The organism is Micrococcus sp. HMSC31B01 (assembly GCF_001816085.1).
Classification (GTDB): Bacteria; Actinomycetota; Actinomycetes; order Actinomycetales; family Micrococcaceae; genus Micrococcus; species Micrococcus luteus.
Map to the genome: position 1 here is coordinate 1 of NZ_KV824992.1, position 2,917 is coordinate 2,917.

Below are 2,917 nucleotides of genomic sequence, written 5' to 3' on the forward strand. Positions count from 1 at the left end.
CGCCCCCTCGTGCGAGGGAGCGGCCGCCGTGCGTTCAGCGGAGCGCGCGGGCGCCCGCCGGGGGAGGGAGCCGTCAGATGCGGGCCTCGCCGCCGGCCTCGACGCCCGGGATGCCGTCGCCCTCGTGGCGCTTGACCTCGTCCTCGATGCGCTGGCCGATCGCGGTGTCCACGTTCTTCCAGTACTCGAAGGCGCGGGCCTGGACGTCCTGGCGGACGCCCTTCAGCGCGCCGGCCACGGTCTCCACGAAGTCCTCGCGCTCCTGGGCCGAGAAGACCTCCCGGACGAGGGTGCCGGCCTGGCCGAAGTCGTCGTCGTCCGCGCGCAGGGCCTGGGCCTCGCGGGTCAGGGTGCCGTCGGCCTCCCAGCCGTCGTCCACCGGGCCGGTCTCGTCCGACCAGGAGTCGCCGTTGGAGTTCGGCGCGTAGGTGGAGCGGTCGCCGGTGTGGTCGTACCACATCTGGCCGTCGAAGGCGTAGTTGTGCACCGCGTTCTTGGGACGGTTCACCGGCAGCTGGTTCACGTGGGCGCCCACGCGGTACAGCTGTGCGTCGTGGTACGCGAAGGCGCGGCCCAGGAGCATGCGGTCCGGGGAGAGGCCGATGCCCGGCACGGTGTTGCTCGGGCTGAACGCGGCGGACTCGATCTGCGCGAAGTGGTTCTCCGGGTTGCGGTTCAGGGTCAGCGTGCCGACCTTGATGCGCGGGTAGTCCTTCTTGGAGATCGTCTTCGTCAGGTCGAAGGGGTTGAACCGGTAGGTCTTGCCCTCCTCGTAGGGGATCGCCTGGATGTAGAGGTCCCACTTGGGGTGGTCGCCCTTGGCGATGGACTCGAACAGGTCCTGGCGGTGGAAGTCGGCGTTCTCGCCGGCGATCTTGGTGGCCTCGTCGTTCGAGAGGTTGTGCACGCCCTGCTGGGAGATGAAGTGGTACTTCACCCAGTGCTTCTCGCCCTGGGCGTTGACCCACAGGTAGGTGTGGGAGCCGTAGCCGTTCATCTCACGCCAGGTGCGGGGCAGGCCGCGCGGGCCCATCAGGTAGGTCACCTGGTGCGCCGACTCGGGGTTGTTGGTCCAGAAGTCCCACTGCATGGTGGCATCGCGCAGGCCGGAGTCCGGCAGACGCTTCTGCGAGCGGATGAAGTGGGTGAACTTCATCGGGTCGCGCAGGAAGAAGATCGGGGTGTTGTTGCCGACGATGTCGTAGTTGCCCTCCTCGGTGTAGAAGCGCAGTGCGAAGCCGCGCACGTCGCGCCAGGTGTCCGGGGAGCCGAGCTCGCCGGCCACGGTGGAGAAGCGCAGGAGGGTCTCGGTCTTCGTGCCCGGCTGGAACACGAGGGCCTTGGTGTACTTCGACACGTCCTCGGTCACCTCGAACTCGCCGAAGGCGCCGGAGCCCTTGGCGTGCGGGCGGCGCTCCGGGATGTTCATGCGGTTGAAGTGCTGGTGGGTCTCCAGCAGGTGGGTGTCGTGCAGGACGATGGGCCCCTCGCTGCCCACGGTCAGGGACTGGCGGTCGCTGATGGCCGGGGCGCCGTTCTGGCGGGTGGAACCGGTCGCGTGCGGGGTCTTCTTCTGGTACTCCGTCATGGAACTCTCCTTCGTCGATCGACGTCGGCCGCGCACCGATCGGCGCGGTGGGCGGCGTCATCCCCGATCTTGGCATATTTCTGAATCAGTCAAAAGAACCGGGTGCCGGGGTCGGTCGCCGGGGCCGCGGGCCGCCGTCGCGCAGGCCCGACGACGGCGCCTGGTCACTAGGATGGAGGGCACCGGAGCCTTCCGGCCGCACAGACCCCCGTTCGAAGGGAACCCCCGTGACGCAGACGCCCGACATCAACACCCAGCCCCTCGCCGAGGTGGACCCGGAGATCGCCGCGGCGCTCGCGGACGAGCTCGGCCGCCAGCGGGGCACGCTCGAGATGATCGCCTCGGAGAACTTCGTGCCGCGCGCCATCCTCGAGACGCAGGGCTCGGTGCTGACCAACAAGTACGCGGAGGGCTACCCGGGCCGCCGCTACTACGGCGGCTGCGAGTTCGTGGACGTGGCCGAGAACCTGGCCATCCAGCGCGCCAAGGACCTGTTCGGCGCCGAGCACGCCAACGTCCAGCCGCACGCCGGCGCTCAGGCCAACGTGGCCGTGATGACCTCGCTGCTGGACCACGGGGACACGATGATGGGCCTGTCCCTGGCGCACGGCGGCCACCTGACGCACGGCATGAAGCTGAACTTCTCCGGCAAGAACTACAGCATCGCCGCGTACGAGGTGGAGCCGGACACCCACCGCATCGACATGGACAAGGTGCGCGAGAAGGCCCTCGAGGCCCGGCCGAAGGTGATCGTGGCCGGCTGGTCCGCCTATCCCCGTCAGCTCGACTTCGCCGCCTTCCGCTCGATCGCGGACGAGGTCGGCGCCCGGCTCTGGGTGGACATGGCCCACTTCGCCGGCCTCGTGGCCGCCGGCCTGCACCCGAACCCGGTGCCGCACGCCGACGTCGTCTCCTCCACCGTGCACAAGACCCTCGCCGGCCCCCGTTCGGGCTTCATCCTCTCCACCGAGGAGCTGAAGAAGAAGATCGACTCCGCCGTGTTCCCGGGCCAGCAGGGCGGCCCGCTGATGCACGCGATCGCGGGCAAGGCCGTGGCCTTCAAGATCGCCGGCTCCGCGGACTTCAAGGAGAAGCAGGAGCGGACCCTGGCCGGCGCGCAGATCCTGGCCGAGCGCCTGACCGCCCCGGACATGGCCGAGCACGGCATCTCGGTGCTCACCGGCGGCACGGACGTGCACCTGGTCCTGGTGGACCTGCGCGAGTCCCAGCTGGACGGCAGGCAGGGCGAGGACATCCTGCACGAGGTCGGCATCACCGTGAACCGCAACTCGGTGCCGTGGGACCCGCGTCCGCCGATGACCACCTCCG

Annotated in this window: 2 protein-coding genes; one reads left to right on the forward strand and one right to left on the reverse strand. The window is 69.4% G+C overall.

What is annotated here, in order from left to right; genetic code table 11:
- Positions 1–73 precede the first annotated feature (73 nt).
- Complete coding sequence (locus tag HMPREF3105_RS02900) at positions 74–1,588, reverse strand: catalase (RefSeq protein WP_020625388.1); 1,515 nt, start codon at positions 1,586–1,588, stop codon at positions 74–76.
- A 227-nt stretch (positions 1,589–1,815) separates the two neighbouring features.
- On the opposite strand from HMPREF3105_RS02900, the gene glyA reads away from it, so the two are divergent.
- The coding region (glyA, locus tag HMPREF3105_RS02905; RefSeq protein WP_070708747.1) for a serine hydroxymethyltransferase at positions 1,816–2,917 on the forward strand (1,102 nt) is incomplete at its 3' end.

Excerpts from the sequence above, each read along its gene's own strand:
- HMPREF3105_RS02900 (WP_020625388.1), bottom strand. The coding sequence starts at position 1,588 with ATGACGGAGTACCAGAAGAAGACCCCGCACGCGACCGGTTCCACCCGC.